17 protein-coding genes are annotated in these 16,944 nt (G+C 40.5%); 9 read left to right on the top strand and 8 right to left on the bottom strand.

Translation table 11 applies throughout. The annotated features are described in order from the left end of the window. Positions 1 to 204: 204 nt before the first annotated feature. The 3 genes from fabV to RB215_RS11000 form a co-directional block, all read right to left on the bottom strand. The gene (gene fabV / locus RB215_RS10990; protein WP_086993907.1) at positions 205 to 1,398 is read right to left on the bottom strand and encodes an enoyl-ACP reductase FabV; all 1,194 of its coding nucleotides are present in this window, start codon (positions 1,396 to 1,398) and stop codon (positions 205 to 207) included. Between the two features lie 116 nt (positions 1,399 to 1,514). Beyond that, positions 1,515 to 1,820 (bottom strand): BolA family transcriptional regulator, encoded by a 306-nt coding sequence (locus RB215_RS10995; RefSeq protein WP_011328900.1) that lies wholly within the window; start codon positions 1,818 to 1,820, stop codon positions 1,515 to 1,517. Between the two features lie 62 nt (positions 1,821 to 1,882). Then, positions 1,883 to 2,473 (bottom strand): alpha-ketoglutarate-dependent dioxygenase AlkB, encoded by a 591-nt coding sequence (locus tag RB215_RS11000; RefSeq protein WP_011328901.1) that lies wholly within the window; start codon positions 2,471 to 2,473, stop codon positions 1,883 to 1,885. Between the two features lie 43 nt (positions 2,474 to 2,516). Between RB215_RS11000 and RB215_RS11005 the strand changes: the two genes are divergently transcribed. The 4 genes from RB215_RS11005 to RB215_RS11020 are packed head-to-tail and all read left to right on the top strand — an operon-like array spanning position 2,517 to position 6,279. Further along, positions 2,517 to 3,665, top strand: a complete 1,149-nt coding sequence (locus RB215_RS11005) for a methyltransferase (RefSeq protein ID WP_011328902.1) — start codon at positions 2,517 to 2,519, stop codon at positions 3,663 to 3,665. Beyond that, positions 3,666 to 4,226, top strand: coding sequence for a YajG family lipoprotein (locus RB215_RS11010; protein WP_011328903.1), 561 nt, complete (start codon positions 3,666 to 3,668; stop codon positions 4,224 to 4,226). A 2-nt stretch (positions 4,227 to 4,228) separates the two neighbouring features. Continuing rightward, complete coding sequence (locus tag RB215_RS11015) at positions 4,229 to 4,849, top strand: peptidylprolyl isomerase (protein ID WP_011328904.1); 621 nt, start codon at positions 4,229 to 4,231, stop codon at positions 4,847 to 4,849. 50 nt (positions 4,850 to 4,899) lie between these two features. Further along, a complete protein-coding gene (locus tag RB215_RS11020; protein WP_011328905.1) occupies positions 4,900 to 6,279 on the top strand; it encodes an MFS transporter in 1,380 nt (459 codons plus the stop codon). 75 nt (positions 6,280 to 6,354) lie between these two features. On the opposite strand, the gene RB215_RS11025 is transcribed toward RB215_RS11020, so the two are convergent. Continuing rightward, positions 6,355 to 6,594, bottom strand: a complete 240-nt coding sequence (locus RB215_RS11025) for a helix-turn-helix domain-containing protein (RefSeq protein ID WP_011328906.1) — start codon at positions 6,592 to 6,594, stop codon at positions 6,355 to 6,357. A gap of 394 nt (positions 6,595 to 6,988) precedes the next feature. Between RB215_RS11025 and RB215_RS11030 the strand changes: the two genes are divergently transcribed. Continuing rightward, positions 6,989 to 7,177 carry a hypothetical protein gene (locus RB215_RS11030; RefSeq protein ID WP_011328907.1) on the top strand — a complete coding sequence of 63 codons (189 nt, stop codon included), beginning with the start codon at positions 6,989 to 6,991 and terminating at the stop codon, positions 7,175 to 7,177. A 315-nt stretch (positions 7,178 to 7,492) separates the two neighbouring features. Here the strand turns inward: RB215_RS11030 and erpA are convergent, their stop codons facing one another. Next, positions 7,493 to 7,831, bottom strand: coding sequence for an iron-sulfur cluster insertion protein ErpA (gene erpA / locus RB215_RS11035; RefSeq protein ID WP_011328908.1), 339 nt, complete (start codon positions 7,829 to 7,831; stop codon positions 7,493 to 7,495). A gap of 253 nt (positions 7,832 to 8,084) precedes the next feature. Between erpA and RB215_RS11040 the strand changes: the two genes are divergently transcribed. The 4 genes from RB215_RS11040 (at position 8,085) to hemL (ending at position 12,669) form a co-directional block, all read left to right on the top strand. Next, on the top strand, positions 8,085 to 9,767 hold the full coding sequence (locus RB215_RS11040) for a chloride channel protein (protein ID WP_309216387.1): 1,683 nt from the start codon (positions 8,085 to 8,087) through the stop codon (positions 9,765 to 9,767). A gap of 16 nt (positions 9,768 to 9,783) precedes the next feature. Continuing rightward, the gene (locus tag RB215_RS11045) at positions 9,784 to 10,218 is read left to right on the top strand and encodes a CopD family protein (RefSeq protein WP_011328910.1); all 435 of its coding nucleotides are present in this window, start codon (positions 9,784 to 9,786) and stop codon (positions 10,216 to 10,218) included. 117 nt (positions 10,219 to 10,335) lie between these two features. Continuing rightward, positions 10,336 to 11,352, top strand: a complete 1,017-nt coding sequence (locus tag RB215_RS11050) for an aspartate carbamoyltransferase (RefSeq protein ID WP_011328911.1) — start codon at positions 10,336 to 10,338, stop codon at positions 11,350 to 11,352. A gap of 36 nt (positions 11,353 to 11,388) precedes the next feature. Further along, complete coding sequence (hemL, locus tag RB215_RS11055; RefSeq protein ID WP_011328912.1) at positions 11,389 to 12,669, top strand: glutamate-1-semialdehyde 2,1-aminomutase; 1,281 nt, start codon at positions 11,389 to 11,391, stop codon at positions 12,667 to 12,669. A 74-nt stretch (positions 12,670 to 12,743) separates the two neighbouring features. Here the strand turns inward: hemL and mrcB are convergent, their stop codons facing one another. From mrcB to RB215_RS11070, 3 genes are all read right to left on the bottom strand, one after another. Then, positions 12,744 to 15,086, bottom strand: a complete 2,343-nt coding sequence (mrcB, locus tag RB215_RS11060; RefSeq protein ID WP_309216388.1) for a penicillin-binding protein 1B — start codon at positions 15,084 to 15,086, stop codon at positions 12,744 to 12,746. A 176-nt stretch (positions 15,087 to 15,262) separates the two neighbouring features. Continuing rightward, positions 15,263 to 16,492, bottom strand: coding sequence for an ammonium transporter (locus RB215_RS11065; protein ID WP_011328914.1), 1,230 nt, complete (start codon positions 16,490 to 16,492; stop codon positions 15,263 to 15,265). A gap of 9 nt (positions 16,493 to 16,501) precedes the next feature. Beyond that, positions 16,502 to 16,840: a P-II family nitrogen regulator gene (locus RB215_RS11070; RefSeq protein ID WP_309216389.1), complete on the bottom strand. Its 339-nt coding sequence runs from the start codon at positions 16,838 to 16,840 to the stop codon at positions 16,502 to 16,504. Positions 16,841 to 16,944: the final 104 nt, after the last annotated feature.

Here is a 16,944-nt window from a genome sequence, read left to right on the forward strand (position 1 = left end):
GATTTTAACATCATTGTGCAACACTATGCGAGTGTATTTATAAAAATTATACCAGAGAAAGACTTATTTACGCTTGATGTAGCTATTTAATAAAATTCAAGCTAGACCAAAGTTGTACGTTTACTAAGAAACATTATTTTTATAAAAAAATCAGTAATAAAAAAGTCGCACTAGGCGACTTTTCAAACTGTTTTGTACAATTGATTAGTCAATCATATTCGCAATAGGCTGAACAGGGTCAACCTCTTGCTCATAATCAACGCCTTGTATACCAAAACCAAACAAGCGTAAAAACTCATTATGATAACCAACATAATCGGTTAGTTCATCAATGCTACTAGTATCTACTTTATCCCAAATAGCTTGAATACGTGCTTGTACGTCATCTTCTAGCTCTTTATAGTTTTGGAATAAATGACCGCCTTCGTCAAAACGTGGCGTGTCGCCGTATAAGTTTTCGCTAAATAACGCCTGTATTTGCTCAATAGTACCTTCGTAGGTGCCATCGGCCTTCATCACTTTAAATAAAGCAGAAATATACAAAGGCATAATAGGAATAGCCGAGCTAGCTTGTGTTACTACCGCATTAAGTGACGATACATACGCTTCGCCATTTAAATCACTAGTCGAAGCTTTAATAGCAGCCGTTGCACGATCCAAATCTTCTTTTGCTTTACCAATCGTTGCATGCCCGTATATTGGCCATGTTAGCTCTTTACCTATGTAGGTATAAGCAGTGGTTTTGAAGTTATCGGCTAGCACATCGGCTTGTTTTAGTGCATCAATCCACATTTCCCAATCTTCACCGCCCATTACTTTAATAGTATTGTCGATATCATCTTGGTTTGCCGCTTCAACGGTTATTTCATCAATTTCACGCTTTGAGGTATTCAAGTTTTTAGTCGTAACTGCATTACCAATTGGCTTAAGCGTAGATGAGAACACTTCACCGGTATTAGGATCGGTACGACGCGGAGACGCTAAGCTGTAAATAATTAAATCTACTTTGCCTAAATCGGCTTTAATAGTATCAATTGCTTTTTGCTTAATTTCGTTTGAGAACGCATCGCCATTAATATTTTTTGACCAAAGGCCTGCTTCGTCTGCAGCATTTTGAAATGCAGCTGTATTGTACCAACCTGCAGAACCCGTTTTGCGCTCAGTGCCTTCTTTTTCAAAGAAAATACCTAATGTTTTAGCACCGCCACCAAACGCCGCAGTAATACGCGATGCAAGGCCATAGCCTGTAGAGGCACCAATAACTAATACATTTTTAGGCGCATTTTTTAATGCACCTTGTTGCTTTACATAATTAATTTGTTCTTGAACATGTTCGCTACAGCCCACTGGGTGGGCATTGGTGCAGATAAATCCACGAATTTTAGGCTTAATGACCATTGATCATCCTATATCTTTACAATAAAAATTAGCGCTAGTTTAAAGGCTAATACTAAAAACACTGATCTGATCAGTTAATCTTGAGTGTAAACATCAATCAAATCGCTATTAATTGTTTAAGCTGACTTAGAGCCACCCATACAATTGGGTGAATCAGGCGCTTCACCATTATGTTCAGCAAACTCATCTGGCGTATAAGTATGAATAGCCAGTGCATGAATATGATTGGCTAATTCATCTTTTAAAATTTCATTAATTTCGCGATGGCGCTGTAATAAGCGCTTACCAGCAAACTCTTCGCTAACCACTATCACTTTAAAATGCGAGTCGCTGCCAGCACTGTGCATATGGCTTTCGTTAATTACATTTAAATGCTTACAGGCAATTGCATCGCTGATTTTTTGTTGAATTTGTTGCTGCATGACATAAACCATTATTGTTACTTATTTATAAGCCCACTATAGCAACTTGCTAAGCCTAATGGCTAACGCTTTATCAAGCGAAAGGTTAAACTTATTCGCGGATGAGCCAAGGTAGTTTGCTTAGCAATAGCGTGTTGATAGTCGCGCTGACTATTGCCACTCATAATTAAACAGCTGCCGCTATGTAGCTTTAAATTAGTAACTTTATTGCTAGCTTTGTGTTTTAGTTTTAATACTCGCTCAGCCCCAAGCGATATACAAACAATAGTAGGTTGATGGCCAAGCTCTGCTTCATCGTCGCTATGCCACCCCATAGTATCGTTACCATCGCGGTAATAATTTACTAATAGTGAATTTAATGGCTGGTTTAAATGCCGCTCTAAACGTTTGCGCATCGCCAGTAAAACATCAGGCCAAGGCTCTACTATTAACTTACTGTGAGAATAACCATACTCAATATTGTTTTCACTGATAAAACACTGCAGCCGAGGAATTGGCCCCGTTTTATTGTAAACCGTAACATTAGGCTGCTGCCAACACAGGTTTTGCTGTAAATAGTAGAATAAATCGAGGCTTTTTTGTGCACTAAGCGCCCTACTTTGATAAGAAAAGCCATTTGGTAACAGTTGGGGGTTGGCGTTTGGCCGTTGCATGTTAGAATTTACCTATCATTTGATTACTGATCACTAAACTATTATGACCATGCAAGCACAGCTCGGCGATAAAACCTTTACTCTTGAACGCTTTCCTTTGGATCAAAAAAACCGCAGCTTACAAGCTTGGGATTCAGCCGACGAATATTTAATCGACTATGTTAGCGAACATCATCCTGATTGTCGCTCTTTGCTGATTTTAAATGATAGTTTTGGCGCGCTTTCTTGTTATTTTAGCCACAAGCAATTAACGGTTTGTTCAGTAAACGACTCTTATATTAGCCACCAAGCAGCAGCTTATAACTTAGCAGAGAATAAAATACCTGCTATTACCTTTAGCCAGCTCGATAGTTTATCGGCTTTACCTGAACAAGTTGATTTGGTACTTATTAAAGTACCACGCACATTAGGCTTTTTACAGTATCAACTGTCTGAGCTTAGCGAAGTGCTTGCACCCGGAACGCCTGTTATTGCCGCGGCAAAAACAAAAGATGTGCATAATTCAACAATTAAAGCGTTTGAGCAGTTTATTGGCGAAACAAAAACAAGTTTAGCGGTTAAAAAGTCACGCTTAATTATAAGCCACGCACAAGGTGGGTATAAAGCCGCTGATTTTCCGGTAAATTGGCCACTTGAAGGCACTGACTTTACTATTAGTAACCATGCAAATGTGTTTTCGCGTGATTCATTAGATATTGGCGCACGGTTCTTTTTTAACTACTTACCAGAAACCAATAAAGCTAAAAGCATTATTGATTTAGGCTGTGGTAATGGCGTAGTGGGTTTAATGGCATTATCGCGTTGCCCAAATGCAAATATTACTTTTGTTGATGAGTCGTATATGGCCGTTGAATCGGCACGCTTGAATGTAGAGCTCAATATGGAAGCTAAATATGAGCAATGTTCATTTGTTGAAAATGACTGTTTATCGGGATTTGAGCGCGACAGTGTTGATATGGTGCTATGTAACCCGCCATTTCATCAAGCTCAAGCGGTTACCGACCACATTGCATGGCAAATGTTTAAAGAAGCAAAAGATACTTTAAAAGAAGGTGGCGAATTGCGTATTATTGGTAACCGTCATTTAGATTACCACGACAAACTAAACCGTATGTTTGGTAACTGCAAGCTACTAGGTTCTAACAAAAAGTTTGTTGTACTTAGTGCCACAAAAAATACCGGAATGTTATAAATGCAAATTATAAAATACCTTTTACCTTGGTTGGTGTTTTTGGCACTGCCTGCATGTAGTAATCAGCCAAATCAGATAATACTTAATCCTGTTTATAAAAATGGGCAAATAAGTTCAATCAACAGCAGCTTAAGTACCAGTGTAATTGATTTAAGAGGCGATACTGCCACCTTAAAACTTATAGAGTCTGACAAAACCAAAACTTTTGCCAGCCATGGTATTACAGCCTCAGTAAAAAGTGCGCTCGACAGCGCCCTAAGTCGTAACGGTGCCAGCATTTCTAACTTAGCCACGGTGCGCTTTGAAGTAGATATTCATGCTTTGCAAGCAGTTGTTACCGAAAAACTAATGAGCCACACCAGCGCAGCTTCTATAGAGTTTGGCGTGCGGGTTATTCGCGCTACCAGTAACTTTAGCAAAGTATACCGAGGCAATGCTAACTTAGCAGGGCCGCTGGGGCACGACAGAGCAAAAATAGAAGGTCAGCTTAATAAGTTGACTGAACAAATTATTACCCGCATTGTATCTGACCCTGAATTAATAGAATTTTTAGAAGGTTAACAATGAAACGACTTTTTTTAATCTGCTTAAGCCTATTCTTTAGTACCACTACGCTTGCTGCTCAAGAAGGCCGTTTTGTACAAAAAGATAATATTTTTCCGCGTGTTGAAATAGTCACTTCATTGGGTAGCATAGTGATTGAGCTTGACCGCTCTAAAGCCCCCATTACTGCAAATAACTTTTTAACCTACGTAATGGATAAAAGCTATCAAGGCAGTGTGTTTCATCGTATTGAGCGTGATGTAGAAAACGACCGCGACTTTGTTATTCAAGGTGGCGGCTACGATAAAGACTACGATGGACTACACGAAAACGATCCTATTTTTAACGAAAGCGGTAATGGCTTAAAAAACGATATGTATAGCATAGCTATGGCGTATCAAGACCGCCAACCTCATTCAGGAACGCGCCAATTCTTTTTTAATATGGACGATAACGACCATTTAAACCCTGGCAGAGAATGGGGGTTTGCGGTATTTGGCAATGTAATGGACGGCTACGACACGCTAGATAAAATTATGGCGGTAAAAACCGGATTTAACGAAAAAATTGGCTACGACTTTGTACCCAAAGAGCCTGTAGTTATTTTAAATATTAAATTACTTGAACAAGTTCCCCTGTAACTATTAAAAGAGCAGCCTAGCTGCTCTGTGTTAAAGCCAATGAAGGCCCTATGAGCAAAACACTCTCTATTCGCGAATATTTTTCTTATTTTAAAGACAAACGCCTTATCAATATTTTTATATTTGGTATGAGTAGTGGTTTTCCATGGGTGCTGATTGGCTCTGTAATGTCGGCATGGCTAAAAGACGAAGGCTTAAGCCGCAGTATGATTGGCTTATTTGGCATTGTGTTTGGCGCTTACAGCATTAACTTTTTATGGTCGCCGTTAATTGATCGTACCAAACTACCCTTTTTATACAAATGGTTAGGCCAACGCCGAAGCTGGATACTGTTTTGCCAAAGCTTTATTTTACTTGGCACACTGCTATTAGCAGGGCTTGATTTAAAAGCCAATTTAGCGCTCGTCGCCGCACTTTGTTTATTAATAGCCATAGCCTCTGCCACTCAAGATATTGCTATTGACGCTTTTAGAATAGACGCCCTGGGCGAAAATGAATCTCACAAAGCGACCGCCGCCGCTGCCATGGCAACCTCGGGTTGGTGGTCGGGTTATGCGCTACTTGGGGCCATTCCGTTTTATATGGCCGATATACCTTCGATAGATTGGCCGCAAGTATACTACTTTTTATCCGCCATAATGCTGCTACTAATGAGCTGTGTATTTTGGGCAAAAGAACCCGAATCAAACCGCGAAGCAGTGCACGCTGAGCTTGAGCGGGTATACCTTGAAAAACTTGCCGCCAGCAAGCAAACACCATTAACTAAAACACTCGCTTGGCTTGCAGTTACTGTGGTTGATCCGTTTAAAACCTTTTTTGCTAAAAATGGCGTTAAAACCGCGTTGGCACTGCTTGCATTTATTTTCTTATTTAAAATTGGCGAAGCGTTTTTAGCTCGCATGTCGATTGTATTTTATAAAGAGGTTGGCTTTAGTAATACCCAAATAGCCAATTACTCTAAGCTAGGCACCGGATTAATTACCATCGTATTTGCCTTTTTAGGCAGTATTTTTAATCATAAATACGGCATTGTTAAAGGCTTATTTATTAGTGGTGTGGCAATGGCGGCATCTAATTTAATGTTTTCTTGGATTGCACTTGCCGGCCCACAAGAGCATTTATACGCCATGGCTATTGTGGTTGATGGTTTTACTCAGGCATGGTCGCTAGTAGCTATGGTGGCATTTATATCTATGCTATGCGATAGAGCATTTAGTGCAACACATTATGCGTTGCTTGCGTCGCTGGGTAATTTAGGGCGTACTTTACTGTCGAGTTACAGTGGGGTAGTAATAGATGATTGGCTAGCGGGTAACTGGTCGCTATTTTTTATTCTTACGGCATTAATGGTGTTGCCATCGTTGATATTTTTATACTTAATTCGTCATAAACTGTATCAGCTAGAGCGTAATTATCACCAAAATACTTAAACTCAATACTTAAAATAAATTATTTACTTGGCATATTTAAAGGTGCATTAAAATATGCCAAGTAACTTGCGGCTATTAATCAACTTTAAGTAAGTTTAATGCCTCATGCGGATCAACTTCGAGTGCATTACAGTAGCGCACAAATTCAATTACATCTAAGCGGCGCTCTTGGTTTTCAATTTTGCCAATAAACGAATGTGGTGTGCCTAATAACTGCGCTAAACTACGCATTGTATGCCCTTTGTCATGACGTTTACTTTTAAGCCATTTGGTCAGTTTTGCATTTTCTTCTGATGAAACTGTTTTACCCATCATGTACATCTCCTACTTAATGCGGTGTAAATACTAATTGATGCAATTTATTAATAGCGCTCAGTGAGTACACTGCACAACAGCCTAATTGGGCATTGATTGCAACTCAGCTTTACTAATTACTAATTACTCATTGTGAGCTAAAAAACGCTATAAATAATACTTACTTATTGTGGTGGTGAATGAAATTTTGCCCGTCTCATTCTTATATATTGTATACTATTAACTCATTGGTAAAATGGCTAATTACATTCGGCACAGGTTAAATAATGAATATATATTTACCAAGCCTGAATAGATAGCTTAAACCATTAATAAATATTTGTAACAATTTTGTTCCATTTTAGTGTTACATGTTTATGCTTAATCAATAACGAGCACCCTAAAAGGCTAAATAATGTTCAGGCTACTTTTTTTACTTCCTATTATACTGTGCTTAGGCTGGTGTTTTTTTCTTCGCCACCATGGTGTGCCTATTAAAAAAGGCAAAAGAGGCTTTGTATATATACTCGCGTTTTCTACTTTTGTACTTGGCTTTTTTATATTAATGATGCAAATAACCGAATTCACTCCTAGCGAATTTTAGGCATTAAAAAAGCCGCAAAAGCGGCTTTAATATTTTATTGTTTACCCAGGGTTTGTTGACCTTTGCGGGTTAATATTTGTTCCAACTAGGGGAAATTTAATCGCGGCGCTAGGTTTGTAACCTAGTGGGCTAAGTAAAAACCGAGCAACAAAGAGTTAATTGCCCCTAGGCAGAACCCTTCGGGCAGCGCCTGTTTGGCATTGATGCTACGTTATCGCCTATTTATGGGGAATAACCACACCACATAGGCTCTGCCTTGCCTAAACACCAAACAGACTGCTGCAAATTTAACCTTAAAAGATCAACAGACCCTTGTTAAATAGTAAAGCTTGAACCACAGCCACAGGTTGTAGTTGCATGAGGATTAGTTACAAAAAAGCGTGCGCCTTCTAATCCTTCAGTGTAATCAACTTCACCGTCTACTAAATATTGTAAACTCATCGGATCAACCACCAGCATCACGCCATTTTTGACGATTTCTAAATCACCTGGATTGGCCTTTTCATCAAAGGTAAAACCGTACTGAAAACCAGAACAACCACCACCCGTTACATATACGCGTAATTTAAGTTCTGGATTTTCTTCTTCATCGATTAACTGTTTAACACGATCGGCTGCCGCGTCAGTGAACTTAATTGGTAATTCTTCAGACATTTTAAAACCCTCAATATCGTAATGCCGTGATTATCTAATACCCGAGTGTTTTAATCAAGTATAGTAAAATAAAGGTTGCAGGCACTCGCTGCTGTTAGTAGCAAACTAAACCTAAATATTGAGTCCAGCATCGCTTATTTGCGTATTTTAACGTTAACTTTTCTATAAATGTAATTATTTTACAAAATCACAACGACTTAGCGAGTGGCTTTTGCTAAAATGACCGCTGAAAAATGCTGCGGGGAAATAAAGCATGTGGCTTGAGCAACTCAGGCGTCGATTAGCCAAACCTAAAACATCCGTACAATTATGCTTATTAGGCGTAAGTGCCGGATTAATAGCTGCATTTTTTATTATTTTATTTCGCTTAACGATTCTTTTTTTTCAAAGTATATTTTTAGAAACTCCCGACGACTTTACCACCCTCCCCACTTTAGAACGCGTATTAATGCCCCTTATTGCGGCACTCTTAATTGCGCTTTTTGCGGCTTTTACTGGCTTTAAACATTATCGCTTGGGTATTCCGTTTGTAATTCATCGTATTAAACGCCATTACGGGCAAATGCCAATATATAACACCCTAAACCAATTTGTTGGTGGTGCACTGGCTCTCATCAGCGGCTTTTCGGTGGGGCGCGAAGGACCTTCGGTGCATTTAGGTGCAACTGGGGCAAGTATCTTAGCAACTAAACTGCACTTACCTCATAATGCCATGCGTACCCTTAGTGGCTGTGGCATTGCAGCTGGTATTGCCGCCTCGTTTAACACGCCGTTAGCAGCGGTTATTTTTGTAATGGAAGTAGTACTTCGAGAATACAAAGTACATATATTTGTGCCAATTATGCTTGCAGCTGTTACTGGCGCTTTAGCAACCCAATTTGTATTTGGCGAAGGCTCAGAGTTAGCACTTATAAGCATTGCACCGCTAAGTGGCTGGCATTACCCGTACTTAATATTGTGTGGCATGGCGCTGGGCGCAATAGCCTATAGTTTTAATCAAAACTTAATGTTAATTATTAAAACGTTTAAACCACTTAGCATGTTTCCTCGCTTACTTATTGCTGGCTGTATTGCCAGCTTAATTGCGTATACCGTCCCCCAAGCTATGGGGTCGGGTATGAGTGCAATTACTATTGCGGTTGAATCCCCTGAAGACATGCAATTATTAACTACTATTTTAATTGCTAAGTTACTCGCCACATTATTTGCGATAGGTTTGGGTATTCCCGGTGGTTTAATTGGACCGGTTATAGGGCTGGGGGTTTTAATTGGTACTTTAATGGCCTTTTTTGCCCAGTTTATTAGCCCAGGTACAGATATAGCAGGCACTTATGGTGTACTTGGCATGGCAGGATTATTAGCAGCAACGCTGCATGCACCGCTTGCGGCTTTAACCACAGTGATGGAGCTCACTTCGTCTCCAGAAATAATAGTGCCTGCAATGATAGTTATTACCACCGCTTATGTTACCGCGCTGCAAGTGTTTGGTAATCGCTCGATATTTTTACAACAGCTGGATTTTCAAGAGTTACCTTACCAGGTATCTCCCGCTACTGAGGCACTACAAAAAGTAGGGGGAATGGATGAAATGGATGAAGACTTTAAGTTGCTTTACTCCGACGATAAACAGCAAATAAAAAACACCCTTGATGCGATGGACAGCCAAACCCCATTAATTGTATTCGATGAAGAAAATGGTTACCGATTGGCTGAATATGACTTGAGCTTAATGTCGGATCAAGCAACTAACCTTAGCTATATTAGTTTGGCCGGTATTAGCAGCCAAGCCACTTTAGCTGATGCGTTTGAGCTATTAAATGATAAGCGCAGTGGCGCATTGTATGTATATAACTTATTAGATAATCAACAAATTATGGGATTATTACGTTGGGATCAAATCCATCATATTTTAACCATTCGTAACAGCTTACTTTAATTAAAATGAGGGTAATATGAGCGCATTATTAATTTACAAAACCTTGCATATATTTTTTATGATTGCCTGGTTTGCCGGTATTTTTTACTTACCACGGTTATTTGTGTACCACGCTATGAGCGAAGAAAGGGCATGCAACTCTATGCTTAAAGTAATGGAACGTAGGCTGCTTTTTTTTGTCACTCCGTTTGCCGTGTTAACCGCGGTATTTGGTGTACTCACTATAGTTGAATATGGCCGCGATTGGTTTAAGTACAGCATGTGGTTGCATTATAAACTAGTGCTAGTAATTATTTTATACCTATACCATGGTTACTGTTTTAAGCTTTTAGCTGATTTTAAACATGACCGTAACACTAAAAGTGACCGTTTTTATCGTATTTTTAATGAGTTACCCGTTATAGCACTATTAATAATAGTAGCACTGGCGGTAATAAAACCCAGTTTATAATAAAATGTTTCTAGGTAATTTACTCTGCCAACTAGCTAAGTAACTTTGCTATAATATGCGCGATTGCGTGCTCCTTTAAGGATTATCGCGCCTTTTTGAATAAGTAGGAATAACCCCATGTTAAGTTTCCAAGGTGAAAATATACTCTCAGTTAATCAACTCGACAGAGACTGTATTGAACGTATATTTGCAGTAGCTAAAAAAATGGAACCCTACGCTAAAAAACAAAAGCGTACTAACGTGCTAGAAGGTGCCATTTTAGCCAACTTATTTTTTGAACCTAGCACACGCACACGCGTAAGCTTTGGCACCGCTTTTAACTTACTCGGCGGACTCGTTCGCGAAACAACCGGCATGCAAAGCTCAGCGCTCGCTAAAGGCGAGTCGCTTTACGACACCGCCCGTGTTATTTCGGCGTATGCCGATGCTGTCGCTATGCGCCACCCCGATGCAGGTTCGGTAAGTGAATTTGCAACAGGCTGCTCAATCCCTGTGATTAATGGTGGCGATGGTCCTAACGAGCACCCCACTCAAGCACTGCTCGATTTATTAACCATTGAGCGTGAGCTTAACCGTTTTGAGCAAAACATAGATGGTATGCACATTGCGCTAGTAGGCGATTTAAAATATGGTCGCACTGTGCACTCTTTATCAAAACTATTATGCCACTATAAAAACGTGAAATTCTCGATGGTTGCACCCGATGGTCTACAAATGCCTAGCTATATATTAGATGCAGTAGATAATGCAGGTCATAAAATTGAATTGGTAAACAAAATGGAAGGTAACTTAGCTGCCGACATAGTTTATCAAACGCGTATTCAAGAAGAGCGCTTTCCTTCGCAAGAAGAAGCCAACAAATACCGTGGTGGGTTTAGAATTAGTCAATCAATTTACACTGCACATTGCAAACCTAATTCAGTGTTAATGCACCCGCTACCACGCGATAGTCGCCTAGAAGCCAACGAGCTAGATAACGACTTAAACGCAAATGACAATTTAGCTATATTTCGCCAAGTACAAAATGGCGTATTAATTCGTATGGCACTGTTTGCTTTAACCCTCGGCGTAGAAAACAAAGTCGAGCAGTATGAAGTAGACGTACCTTGGTTTAGCCGCAAACGCGATAGCTAAACCCACTTTTTTTGTGACAAAACAATAGGATTTTTCATGACAATTAGCCAAGACTTATTTGCACGCGCTCAAGCTTCTATTCCTGGTGGCGTAAATTCACCAGTACGTGCTTTTAATGGTGTAGGCGGCACACCGCTATTTATCACTAAAGCTGAGGGTGCGTTTACATTTGACGCCGATGGTAATCGCTATATCGATTATGTTGGCTCTTGGGGCCCTATGATCATGGGCCATAACCACCCTGCAATTAAACAAGCAGTACACGACGCGGTAGAAAACGGCCTAAGTTATGGCGCGCCTACCGAAGCCGAAATTTTAATGGCTGAAAAAGTAAAAGAGCTAGTACCATCAATCGAAAAAGTACGTATGGTTAGCTCAGGCACAGAAGCCACCATGAGCGCTATTCGCTTAGCGCGTGGTTTTACTGGTCGCGATAAAATACTTAAGTTTGAAGGCTGTTACCACGGCCATGCCGACTCATTATTAGTTAAAGCAGGCTCTGGCGCATTGACTATGGGCGTGCCTAATTCACCGGGCATTCCTGAAGATTTTGCAAAACATACGCTTACTGTATCGTTTAATAATTTAGATGAAGTGAAAGCTATTTTTGCTAAATATGCCGACGAAATTGCATGCATTATTGTTGAACCTGTTGCTGGTAACATGAACTGTATTCCACCGGTTCCGGGATTTTTAGAAGGTTTGCGCGACGTTTGTGACGAATACAAATCGGTACTTATTTTTGACGAAGTAATGACCGGGTTTCGAGTTGCACTTGGCGGCGCACAAGCCTACTACAATATAAAACCAGACTTAACCTGTTTAGGTAAAGTAATTGGCGGCGGCATGCCAGTTGGCGCTTTTGGCGGCAAAACCGAAATTATGGATTATATTGCACCGGTTGGCCCAGTTTATCAGGCGGGTACATTGTCGGGTAACCCAATTGCCATGGCTGCAGGTTTAAAATCGCTAGAGTTATTAAGCGAGCCAGGTTTACATGCAAAACTAGAAGCAACCAGTAAAGCAATTTGTGAAGGCTTTGAAGCCGGTGCTAAAAAAGCAGGCATTGCATTAACCACTAACTACGCCGGTGGCATGTATGGTTTTTTCTTTACTGATGCTGAAAAAGTAACAACTTACAAACAAGCTACTGAGTGTGATTTAGAGCGTTTTAAACGTTTTTTCCACCTGATGCTTGAAGAAGGTGTTTACTTAGCCCCCTCTGCTTTTGAAGCAGGCTTTGTATGTGCAGCGCACAACGAGCAAGAAATAAAAGATACCATTGCAGCCGCAGAGCGCGCGTTTGCTAAGCTGTAAAACATCAGTTTTATTCAGCCAATAAAAAAAGCCCTAACGGGCTTTTTTTATGTCTTGTAGTTATTCAAAACAGCTTAACGAATACACTGCGGCCTTGGTTCAAATTCACTGGCTCTTAGTGGTAGCTGAATAACTTTGCCGCACCCTGGTGGCGCTTGTTTACCCGTTAGCTCGTTAATAAACGCCCAGCGAATTGAAGGTGGACGAGTATCGGCTATCGCTTCGGGATTTAGCGGTTTTAAATAACGAATATAGGTCTCTAAAGCCCCTACACTACCGGTTAAGCCGGTACTTTTGTTATCATCTCGGCCTAGCCAAGCAACGGTCACTGTGTTTTGATCAAACCCGGCAAACCAGCTATCGCGTAAATCGTTACTAGTGCCCGTTTTACCCGCAAGTTGAATCGACGGAAAGTGTAAGTTTAACCGTTTTGCGGTGCCATCTTTAGTCACTCGTTTCATTGCGTATTTTGTCATGTACATGGCATCTTTAGCAAAACGCGGCTCAGATTTCACTTCATGCTTATACAATACTTTGCCTATTGAGTCGGTTAACGCAGAAATAGCGGTTAACTTTCTATATTCGCCATCGGCAGCAATGGTTGTGTACAATTGTGCTACCTCAAAACTAGACATTTCAAGTGCCCCCAATAACAACGATGGGTATTCGTTAATTCTTCCCTGCGCGCCTAACCCTCTTAGTGTATTTGCAACTTTATCTACCCCTACATCAAGGCCAAGATTTACCGCAGGTATATTTATACTGCGACTAAAAGCTTTGTATAACGGGATCGCTCCGCGAAATTGACGATCGTAGTTTTCAGGTTGCCATACTTTACCTTGCTCATTGGTAACTTGCACCGGTGAGTCGTCAAGTAAAGTGGCTAGGTTATAATGTGGTAACTGCAGCGCGCTTAAATACACCGCAGGCTTAACTAATGAGCCAATATTACGTTTGGTATCAAGTACTCGGTTAAAGCCTGAATAACGCACATCGCGCCCAGAAACTAATGCCGATACGCCACCTTTTTCTACGTTAACTGAGATCATCGCCGCTTCAAGCGCGCGAGTATTAGGGCGTTTTTCTAAATAAGGCAAACTTGCCTGAATCGACTCTTCCATTGCCGTTTGTTTTTGCAAGTCAAAATAGGTAAACACACGAACACCGGCATCTAACACATTTTGATCGGGCAATAACTGCTTGAGTTCACGATTTACTAGTTCTAAATAACCTGGGTACGATTTTTGTAAACTGGCTTTCATTGGCGCTATATTCAAAGGACGTTTTAATGCAGCGCGGTATTCATTAGTACTCAAAAGTTTGTCTTCAACCATTAAGCGCAGCACTAAGTCACGACGTTCCATTGTGCGCTCTTCGTAACGACGTGGATTGTAATAAGACGGCCCTTTTACCATAGCCACCAGCAGCGCTATTTGATCGTACTCTAGCTCATCTACTGGTTTAGAAAAGTAAAATTCAGCAGCCAAGCCCATACCATGTACACCTTGGTTATAAGACTGCCCTAAATATACTTCATTTAAATACGCTTCAAGTATTTGATCTTTTGAATAACGGTAATCTAAAATAAGCGCAATAAACGCTTCGTTTATTTTTCGTGTAAGTGAGCGCTCTCGGGTTAAGTAAATATTTTTAGCCAGTTGTTGCGTTAGCGTACTGCCGCCCTGAACTGTTCGCCCAGCACGAATATTACTGTACAACGCACGTAAAATAGAAAATACCGATACGCCGTGGTGCTGATAAAAATTACGATCTTCAACCACTAAAAGCGTGTCTTTTAGCATTGCCGGAAATTTATCCAGCGGTACAAATTCACGGTCTTGTTTAGAGTCGTTACCTATACGCGCTATTTGCACCGGCTCCAGCCTAGCGTTGTTTAAACGCCGACCAAACTTGTCTTTAATACTAGCCACTTTTTGCCCAGCAAAACGCAGTTCAATTATATGCGCCTGTTCTAGCGCGTCATAAAATTCAAAATCGCGACGATATATTTTAATGCTGTTGGCAGTTTTAACATATTGCCCTGTATGACTTAACCTATTAACGGCTGAGTAGTTTAGCCGCTCTAACTCCCAAATAACCTCTTGGCTTGATAAGAACTGCCCGGGGTAAAACGCCATCGAGCGTGCATAAACTTGCGCAGGAAGCTGCCATTTATTACCTTCAAATTGACGAGTTATTTTTGCATCGAGGTAAATAAAATAAAACGCCATAGCAATAAATGTCGCTAAACTAAGTTTCCAAAGAATAGACCATAGTTTATTGAGTAAAGATCGCTGAGCAACTGATGATTTGTTTTTTGTACTTTTTTTAGCGCCGTTACGCGGTGTACTTTTAGAGGGTTTAGCGCTGCGCTTTGTGGGGGTTTTACCTGTCGGTGTTTTTTTGTTATCAGCCATTTAAATGTAATTTATTCCAAGGTTTATTTTACGGATGTGAGCTTAGCATAGTCACCTACTAGTTCACCATTATAAGGTAAATTAACAACCCATCTTAGCAGCACTAAAGTTAACCTCCCCTGAAATAAAAAAGCGCTACCTAAGTAGCGCTTTGGACAACACACAATAACTTAAATTTAATTACTACGAACCGATACAAATTCTGGGTAGGCGTCAATACCACAATCGTGTTGATCCATACCGTTTAGCTCTTCTTCTTCGGTAACCCTAATGCCCATAGTATGCTTTAAGATTGCCCACACCAGCAGCGAAGAAATAAACACAAAACCAATAATACACAACAAGCCTATTAACTGAGTTACCAAGTTTGCCTCGGCGTTTGTCACAGGTACTAGCATAATACCAAGTACTCCACATACGCCATGCACAGAAATAGCGCCAACTGGGTCGTCTATTTTTGCCTTATCAAGTATAACAATACTAAATACCACTAATGAGCCGCCTAATAACCCTAATAAACACGCCATCAATGGTGAAGGTGAAAGCGGATCGGCGGTAATCACAACCAGCCCAGCTAACGCGCCATTTAATACCATAGTTAAATCGGCTTTACCCCATAATGCTTTACAAACAAATAGTGCTGAAACAGCCCCCATTGCAGCAGCAGCATTGGTGTTTAATAAAATTTTGCCTACAGCAGTCGCGTTTTCTGCATCTGATATTAGTAGCTGCGAGCCGCCGTTAAAACCAAACCAGCCCATCCATAAAATAAACGTACCTAACGTTGCCAAAGGCAAGTTTGACCCCGGAATTGGGTATATTTCGCCATTTTTACCATATTTACCTTTACGTGCACCCAGTAATAATACGCCAGCTAATGCCGCTGATGCGCCGGTTGCATGCACTATTGCTGAGCCAGCAAAGTCAACAAAACCCATTGCCGATAAAAACCCAGAGCCCCAAGTCCAGTAACCCTCAATAGGATATATAAGCCCAGTTAACACCAAGGTAAACACCAAAAATGCCCACAACTTCATGCGCTCAGCCACCGCACCCGAGACAATAGACATAGCCGTGGCAACAAAAACAACTTGAAAGAAAAAATCAGATTCTAGAGAGTGATCAGCATCAGCGGCTTGTGTACCAATTAAGCCACCAAATGAAGGAATGATGCCTCCCTCGGTATTCCCTACATACATAATATTGTAACCAACGAGTAAAAACATGGTGCATGCAATTGAATACAAGGCGATATTTTTAGTTAATATTTCTGTGGTGTTTTTTGAGCGTACTAAACCCGCTTCTAGCATGGCAAACCCTGCGGCCATCCACATTACTAATATGCCACAAATTAAAAAATAAAAGGTGTCGAGCGAAAACTTTAGTTCTATCAGTGTACTTTCCATAAATCCCCCTTAAAGTGCATCTTCATCAAGTTCGCCCGTACGAATACGAACAATTTGATCTAGGTCGTACACAAAAATCTTACCGTCACCTATTTTTCCGGTGCCTGCAACTTGCGTAATTGAGTCAACTACGCGTTGGCAGTTTTCAGTACGAGTGGCAATTTCGAGTTTAACTTTAGGAATAAAATCAACTTGGTATTCAGCCCCACGATACAATTCGGTATGACCACGTTGTCGACCAAAGCCTTTTACATCAACAACTGTCATCCCTTCTATGCCTAAATCAGCGAGTGCTGTACGCACTTCATCTAATTTAAATGGCTTTATGATTGCACTAATCATTTTCATTTTAGTCCCCTTAGGACACGTTATTGTTTTTCTTAGTTAATACAATCCAAGCTTTATGCCATTTATATATGGCAATAAAAAACAATAACTTATAAAAATATTTT

This window comes from Pseudoalteromonas sp. HL-AS2 (genome assembly GCF_031198805.1).
In the GTDB taxonomy this organism is placed as follows: Bacteria; Pseudomonadota; Gammaproteobacteria; order Enterobacterales; family Alteromonadaceae; genus Pseudoalteromonas; species Pseudoalteromonas nigrifaciens.

Coding starts and splice junctions, on each gene's coding strand:
- fabV (WP_086993907.1), bottom strand. CDS start 1,398: ATGGTCATTAAGCCTAAAATTCGTGGATTTATCTGCACCAATGCCCAC.
- RB215_RS10995 (WP_011328900.1), bottom strand. CDS start 1,820: ATGCAGCAACAAATTCAACAAAAAATCAGCGATGCAATTGCCTGTAAG.
- RB215_RS11000 (WP_011328901.1), bottom strand. CDS start 2,473: ATGCAACGGCCAAACGCCAACCCCCAACTGTTACCAAATGGCTTTTCT.
- RB215_RS11005 (WP_011328902.1), top strand. CDS start 2,517: ATGACCATGCAAGCACAGCTCGGCGATAAAACCTTTACTCTTGAACGC.
- RB215_RS11010 (WP_011328903.1), top strand. CDS start 3,666: ATGCAAATTATAAAATACCTTTTACCTTGGTTGGTGTTTTTGGCACTG.
- RB215_RS11015 (WP_011328904.1), top strand. CDS start 4,229: ATGAAACGACTTTTTTTAATCTGCTTAAGCCTATTCTTTAGTACCACT.
- RB215_RS11020 (WP_011328905.1), top strand. CDS start 4,900: ATGAGCAAAACACTCTCTATTCGCGAATATTTTTCTTATTTTAAAGAC.
- RB215_RS11025 (WP_011328906.1), bottom strand. CDS start 6,594: ATGATGGGTAAAACAGTTTCATCAGAAGAAAATGCAAAACTGACCAAA.
- RB215_RS11030 (WP_011328907.1), top strand. CDS start 6,989: ATGTTCAGGCTACTTTTTTTACTTCCTATTATACTGTGCTTAGGCTGG.
- erpA (WP_011328908.1), bottom strand. CDS start 7,831: ATGTCTGAAGAATTACCAATTAAGTTCACTGACGCGGCAGCCGATCGT.
- RB215_RS11040 (WP_309216387.1), top strand. CDS start 8,085: ATGTGGCTTGAGCAACTCAGGCGTCGATTAGCCAAACCTAAAACATCC.
- RB215_RS11045 (WP_011328910.1), top strand. CDS start 9,784: ATGAGCGCATTATTAATTTACAAAACCTTGCATATATTTTTTATGATT.
- RB215_RS11050 (WP_011328911.1), top strand. CDS start 10,336: ATGTTAAGTTTCCAAGGTGAAAATATACTCTCAGTTAATCAACTCGAC.
- hemL (WP_011328912.1), top strand. CDS start 11,389: ATGACAATTAGCCAAGACTTATTTGCACGCGCTCAAGCTTCTATTCCT.
- mrcB (WP_309216388.1), bottom strand. CDS start 15,086: ATGGCTGATAACAAAAAAACACCGACAGGTAAAACCCCCACAAAGCGC.
- RB215_RS11065 (WP_011328914.1), bottom strand. CDS start 16,492: ATGGAAAGTACACTGATAGAACTAAAGTTTTCGCTCGACACCTTTTAT.
- RB215_RS11070 (WP_309216389.1), bottom strand. CDS start 16,840: ATGAAAATGATTAGTGCAATCATAAAGCCATTTAAATTAGATGAAGTG.